Source organism: Brevundimonas sp. (assembly GCF_041688735.1).
Lineage (GTDB): Bacteria > Pseudomonadota > Alphaproteobacteria > Caulobacterales > Caulobacteraceae > Brevundimonas.
In genome coordinates this window covers 1-5,229 of the sequence record NZ_JBDNHO010000042.1, presented here as the reverse complement: position 1 = coordinate 5,229, position 5,229 = coordinate 1, and the positions used below count along the sequence as shown (strand labels likewise).

Here is a 5,229-nt window from a genome sequence, read left to right as displayed (position 1 = left end):
CCTCCCCCGATGGGGGAGGAATGGGTTGACGCCGAACCGCCGCCGTGGCCAGTCGCGCCTCCCATGATCGGCTTCAATTCCCGGACCCGGACGACCTTGCGCGAGCTGCTGCATCTGGCGTGGCCGGTGGTGCTGGCGCGGATCGGCATCATGACCATGGGCCTGACCGACGTGATCGTTGTCGGCAATTATTCGGGGCTGGAGCTGGCGTTCAGTTCGCTGGCCATGACTCCGACGATGATCGTGGTCACCACGGCCGTCGGTCTGATGATGGGGGTCCAGGTCATGACCGCCCGCTTCCTCGGCGAGGGGCGGCGCAATGAGGTCGGGGCCGTGCTGCGTCGAGGGGTGACCTATTCATTGCAGCTCGGATTCGGGGCCATGTTCGGCCTGATCCTGTTCGGCCCATGGGCGCTGCGGAATCTGGGGTTGGCCGACGGTCTGGCGGAGGGGGCATCGCCGGTGCTGATCGTGCTCGCCCTCTCGATGCCCGGCTATCTGGTCAGTGTCGCGGCCCAGTTCTTTCTGGAGGCCCTGCATCGGCCGCGCGCCGGGATGTGGGCCATGTGGATCGCCAACGGGGTCAATCTGGCGCTGAACCTGTTGCTCGTGCCGGACCTGCTGGGGCTGGGCTTCGACGGCGCGATCGCTGCGGCCTGGGCGACCCTGTTCGCCCGGACCTCGCTGGCGGTCTTTCTGATCGTCTACATCCTGCGGATGCCGGAGGCGCGGGCGCTCGGGGTGTTCAACCGTCCGCGACGGGATCCCCCCGCCGAGCGTGACCAGCGCAAGGTCGGTTACGGCGCGGGCAGTTCCTATTTCATCGAGGTCGCGGCCTTCGGGGCCATGACCTTCATCGCCGGTCAGCTGGGCGCGCTCGAGACGGCGGCCTGGACCATCGTGCTGAACGTCTCGGCCATCGTCTTCATGGTGCCGCTGGGGCTGTCGGCGGCGACGGCGGTGCTGGTCGGGCGCGCCTATGGAGCCAGAGACGGCCGGGGTGTGTTGAGGGCGGGGCTGGTCGGGATCGGGGTGGTGAGCGTCCTGACGCTGGCGGTGGCCCTGGGGCTTTGGTTGACCGCGCCGTGGGTCGCCAGCGCCTATAACCGCGATCCGGCGCTGCTGGCGATGGTCATCCCGGCGCTGGTGCTGGCGACGCTGTTCTTCGTCGCCGACGGCATCCAGGTCGTGTCAGCTTCGGCCAACCGCGCGGCGGGCGACGTCTGGTGGCCGACGATCATGCATTTTGCGGCCTACGGCCTGCTGATGATGCCGCTGGGCTGGTGGTGGGCGCATGAAATCGGCGTGGACGGCCTGGTCTGGGCGGTGATCGTCGCCAGCCTGGTGTCGTCGGTGTTGCTGACCGGGCGGTTCGTGCGGGTGGCGCGGAGGCTGGGAAGTGACGAGTGGCGAGTGGCGAGTGGCGAGTAGGTCGTCGCCGACTTTCGCGCTCCGGGCTCTTGCCGTGATTGCCAACCGCCGCCACTAACACTCGCCACTCGCCACTCGCCACTCGCCACACGGAACCCGATGGCCCGCATTCTCATCACCTCGGCGCTGCCGTACATCAACGGCATCAAGCATCTGGGGAATCTGGCGGGCTCGATGCTGCCGGCGGATGTCTATGCGCGGTTCAAGCGGGGGCAGGGGCATGAGGTGCTCTACATCTGCGCCACGGACGAGCATGGGACCCCGGCCGAACTGGCCGCGGCCGCCGCCGGTCAGGACGTGCGGACCTATTGCGACGAACAGCACGAGGTCCAGAAGGCGGCGGGTGAGGCGTTCGGCCTGAGCTATGACTGGTTCGGCCGATCATCAAGTGCGCCCAACCGGCGGCTGACCCAGCATTTCGCTCAGGTGCTGGAGCAGAACGGCCTGATCGAGGAGCGGGTCGACCGGATGATCTATTCGGTCGACGACGCGCGCTTCCTGCCCGACCGCTATGTCGAGGGGACCTGCCCGCACTGTGGCCATGTCGGCGCACGGGGCGACCAGTGCGACAACTGCGGGCGGCTGCTGGACCCGACCGACCTGATCGATCCCTATTCGGCGGTGTCGGGCTCGCGGAACCTCGAGGCGCGGGACACGCGGCACCTCTATTTGCTGCAGACCAAACTGGCCGACCGCATCCGGGCCTGGATCAATGCGAAGAGCGACTGGCAAACGCTGGCACGCTCGATCGCCCTGAAACACCTCGACGAGGGGCTGATCGACCGGGGCATCACCCGCGACCTGAAATGGGGCGTGCCGGTGGTGGGTCCTGACGGCGGGCCGCGTCCGGGCATGGAGGGCAAGGTCTTCTATGTCTGGTTCGACGCCCCGATCGAATATATCGGCGCGACCGAGGAATGGGCCGATGCGACCGGCGCGACGTGGCGCGACTGGTGGCGGACGGACGAGGGAGCGGACGACGTCCGCTACGTCCAGTTCATGGGCAAGGACAATGTCGCCTTTCACAGCGTCAGCTTCCCGGCGACCATCCTGGGCTCGGGCGAGCCGTGGAAGACGGTCGACACGTTGAAGGCGTTCAACTGGCTGAACTGGTACGGCGGGAAATTCTCGACCAGCCAGAAGCGCGGCGTGTTCATGGATCAGGCGCTGGAGCTGCTGCCCGCCGACTACTGGCGCTGGCATTTGACGGCCTATGGCCCCGAGCATTCGGACGCCGCCTTCACCTGGGAACAATTCCAGTCGACGACCAACAAGGACCTGGCCGATGTGCTGGGCAATTTCGTCAACCGCATCGTCAAGTTCGCCGAGAGCAAGTTCGACGGCGTCGTGCCGGACGCGGGCGAGCCGGGTCCGCTGGAGGCGAAGCTGGAGGCCGACCTGCGCGCCGGCATCGCCGAGGCCACGGCGCAGTTCGAGGCCATGGAGTTCAGGAAGGCGTGTCAGGCGCTGCGGGCCGTCTGGGTGCTGGGCAATGAGTACCTGCAGGAGGCCGCGCCGTGGACCGCCTACAAGACCGACGTGGATCGCGCGGCGGTCGGGGTGCGGACGGGGCTGAACCTGGTCGCCCTGTTCGCGCGTCTGGCCGCGCCGGTGATGCCGGACTCGGCGGTCAGGATCGCGGCTACCGTGGGGGCGAGCGATTTCAGCTGGCCAACGGCGAGCGAGCCGCTGCTGGACGTCCTTCCGCGTGGCCAGAGGGTTGCGGCGGCCGGGGTTCTGTTCGTCAAGATTGAGGACGGTCAGGTGGCGGAGTGGTCGGATCGGTTTGGGGGTGTGGACGCTTAGGACGTGAGCTTGAGCTCGACCGACGGCGGCGGCACCGGATGGTTCATCTCTTCGGCCATTTCGAACCAGCAGAGTATGGCGTCACGCACGTTGACGATGGCCTCTTCCGGTGTCTCGCCGTCGCTCATGCAGCCCGGCAGGTCGGGTACGGTCGCCAGATAGCCGCCCCCATCCTGGACGGTGAGCGGTTGGACAAGCACAGGATAGTCGAACGGAGACATCAGCCGCCTCGAACCGCGTCCGCTTTGGACTCCGCCGGTCCCGCCAGGGCCGCCGGGGTCTCCACCGCCGGGCCCTCCGCCTCCGTTCCGCGCTGGAATTCCTCGACCTCCTTGGGCGTGATGTCGAGGAAGGCCAGGGCGGCGGCGGCGAAGCCGACGGCGACGGCGTTGTCGCCGGCCAGCACGAGGTCGATCATCAGCACCTGGCCGAGCGCGGTGGCCTGGCCGGCGAGTTCGGGAGAAAGAGAGGAATTCCATGGCGCTCTCTATTCCCGCCGCGACGGAATGCAACCGCGCGCGCCCTCCGGCCGGTCAGCGCTGATGACGGCTGGCCTCGTAAAGCGCCACGGCGGCAGCGTTGGAGACGTTCAGACTGTCGAATCCACCGGGCATGGGGATCCGGGCCATGACGTCGCAATGTTCGGCCACGAGACGTCGGACGCCGTCGCCTTCCGAGCCCATGACCAGCACTGTGGGACGCTCGTCCAGCGCCTGATCAAGCGTCAGCTCCGCCGCGCCGTCGAGGCCAACCGCCCGCCAGCCGAGGTCGGCCAGTTTTTCCAGCGCCCGGCTGAGGTTGGTCACCCGCGCGCAGGGCAGGCGTTCGGTCGCGCCGGCCGAGGCCTTGGCCAGGGCCCCGGCCAGGGCCGGCGAGTGCCGGTCCTGCACCACGATGCCGCGCGCGCCGAAGGCCAGGGCCGAGCGAAAGATGGCGCCGACGTTCTGCGGGTCGGTCAGCTGGTCCAGCATGACGATGACGCCGGAAGCGGGCTCGGCTATGTCGTCCAGCGCCACGCCTTCCAGCGGCTGGACCTTGAAGACCAGGCCCTGATGGACGGCGCCGGGCGGCAGCATCCGGTCCAGCGCCTGGGCTTCGATCACCTCGATCTTGTGCCCGTGGGTCGCCTTGTCGCGCTCCAGTTCGGCGGCCCGGTCGGCGGTCGCCAGCAGCCGGCCCATGCCCTTGCGCGCCGGATTGGCCAGGGCCGCGAGCACCGGATGGCGGCCCCAGACGAAATTGTCGGCGTCGGCCCCGGCACGTCCGTGGGCTCTCGACGGACGCGGGGCGGAATCAGAGAAGGTCTTCGGCTTCGGATTGGGGTTCCAGCCGCCGCGGTCGGGACCGGCCCCGGGATTAACCTTGGGGTCCGCTCCCGACCCACCGGGACGTCCCGCGGACCTGTCGCCGAAAGCCGGCTTTTTGCCCGATTTCCGGTCGTTGCGTTCTGGTTTTCTCGACACTATAAGACGCCCTCCGATTTGGAGCCCTGAGGGCTTTCGGGTCTGGCGCCCCTCCTATCTCAGGCGACGCGGGACACCGAGAGCTTTTGTTGCGCCGCGCTCCGAAAGGAGAACGTCGCATCGGCCAGACGGTTCGAAACGCGCTGGGGGAATGTCCCGAGTGGCAAAGGGGGGGGACTGTAAATCCCCTGCGTAAGCTTCGCAGGTTCGAGTCCTGCTTCCCCCACCACGCGCTTTCGAAGCGGCTGATCAGGACGACGGACCGGCCGCGGGTATAGTACAATGGTAGTACAGCAGCCTTCCAAGCTGAATATGTCGGTTCGATTCCGTCTACCCGCTCCAATATTTTGACGAACAATCCGCCGCTGGCGGTCAAGGAGATTTGGCCATGGCCAAGGAAAAGTTCGAACGTAACAAGCCGCATTGCAACATCGGCACGATTGGTCACGTTGACCACGGCAAGACGACGCTGACGGCGGCGATCACGATGGCGCTGGCCAAGGCCGGCGGGGCCAAGGCGATGAGCTAT

Annotated in this window: 5 protein-coding genes, 2 tRNA genes and 1 pseudogene; 5 read left to right on the top strand and 3 right to left on the bottom strand. The window is 67.4% G+C overall.

The genetic code is table 11. From position 1 onward, the window contains the following. Positions 1-9: 9 nt before the first annotated feature. Together ACESMO_RS04690 and metG are read left to right on the top strand one after the other, a co-directional pair. Positions 10-1,431 carry an MATE family efflux transporter gene (locus ACESMO_RS04690; protein WP_372707020.1) on the top strand — a complete coding sequence of 474 codons (1,422 nt, stop codon included), beginning with the start codon at positions 10-12 and terminating at the stop codon, positions 1,429-1,431. Between the two features lie 99 nt (positions 1,432-1,530). Continuing rightward, a complete protein-coding gene (gene metG / locus ACESMO_RS04685; RefSeq protein ID WP_372707018.1) occupies positions 1,531-3,237 on the top strand; it encodes a methionine--tRNA ligase in 1,707 nt (568 codons plus the stop codon). Here metG and ACESMO_RS04680 read toward each other — a convergent pair. From ACESMO_RS04680 to rlmB, 3 genes and pseudogenes are all read right to left on the bottom strand, one after another. Further along, on the bottom strand, positions 3,234-3,458 hold the full coding sequence (locus ACESMO_RS04680) for a type II toxin-antitoxin system HicB family antitoxin (RefSeq protein ID WP_372707017.1): 225 nt from the start codon (positions 3,456-3,458) through the stop codon (positions 3,234-3,236). The genes metG and ACESMO_RS04680 overlap by 4 nt on opposite strands. A gap of 134 nt (positions 3,459-3,592) precedes the next feature. Beyond that, positions 3,593-3,685, bottom strand: a pseudogene (locus ACESMO_RS04675) (TerC family protein); the annotation flags it as partial. A gap of 85 nt (positions 3,686-3,770) precedes the next feature. Continuing rightward, complete coding sequence (rlmB, locus tag ACESMO_RS04670) at positions 3,771-4,700, bottom strand: 23S rRNA (guanosine(2251)-2'-O)-methyltransferase RlmB (protein WP_372707016.1); 930 nt, start codon at positions 4,698-4,700, stop codon at positions 3,771-3,773. 145 nt (positions 4,701-4,845) lie between these two features. On the opposite strand from rlmB, the gene ACESMO_RS04665 reads away from it, so the two are divergent. The 3 genes from ACESMO_RS04665 to ACESMO_RS04655 all read left to right on the top strand — a co-directional run. Continuing rightward, a tRNA-Tyr gene (locus ACESMO_RS04665) sits at positions 4,846-4,929 on the top strand. Positions 4,930-4,968: 39 nt separating this feature from the next. Then, positions 4,969-5,042 (top strand) — tRNA-Gly (locus ACESMO_RS04660). 46 nt (positions 5,043-5,088) lie between these two features. Continuing rightward, positions 5,089-5,229, top strand: a 141-nt coding sequence (locus tag ACESMO_RS04655; protein WP_372707019.1) for a GTP-binding protein, incomplete at its 3' end; no start/stop codon positions are given.

Bases quoted from the DNA above. Each gene is read 5' to 3' on its own strand.
- ACESMO_RS04690 (WP_372707020.1), top strand. From the start codon at position 10: ATGGGGGAGGAATGGGTTGACGCCGAACCGCCGCCGTGGCCAGTCGCG.
- metG (WP_372707018.1), top strand. From the start codon at position 1,531: ATGGCCCGCATTCTCATCACCTCGGCGCTGCCGTACATCAACGGCATC.
- ACESMO_RS04680 (WP_372707017.1), bottom strand. From the start codon at position 3,458: ATGTCTCCGTTCGACTATCCTGTGCTTGTCCAACCGCTCACCGTCCAG.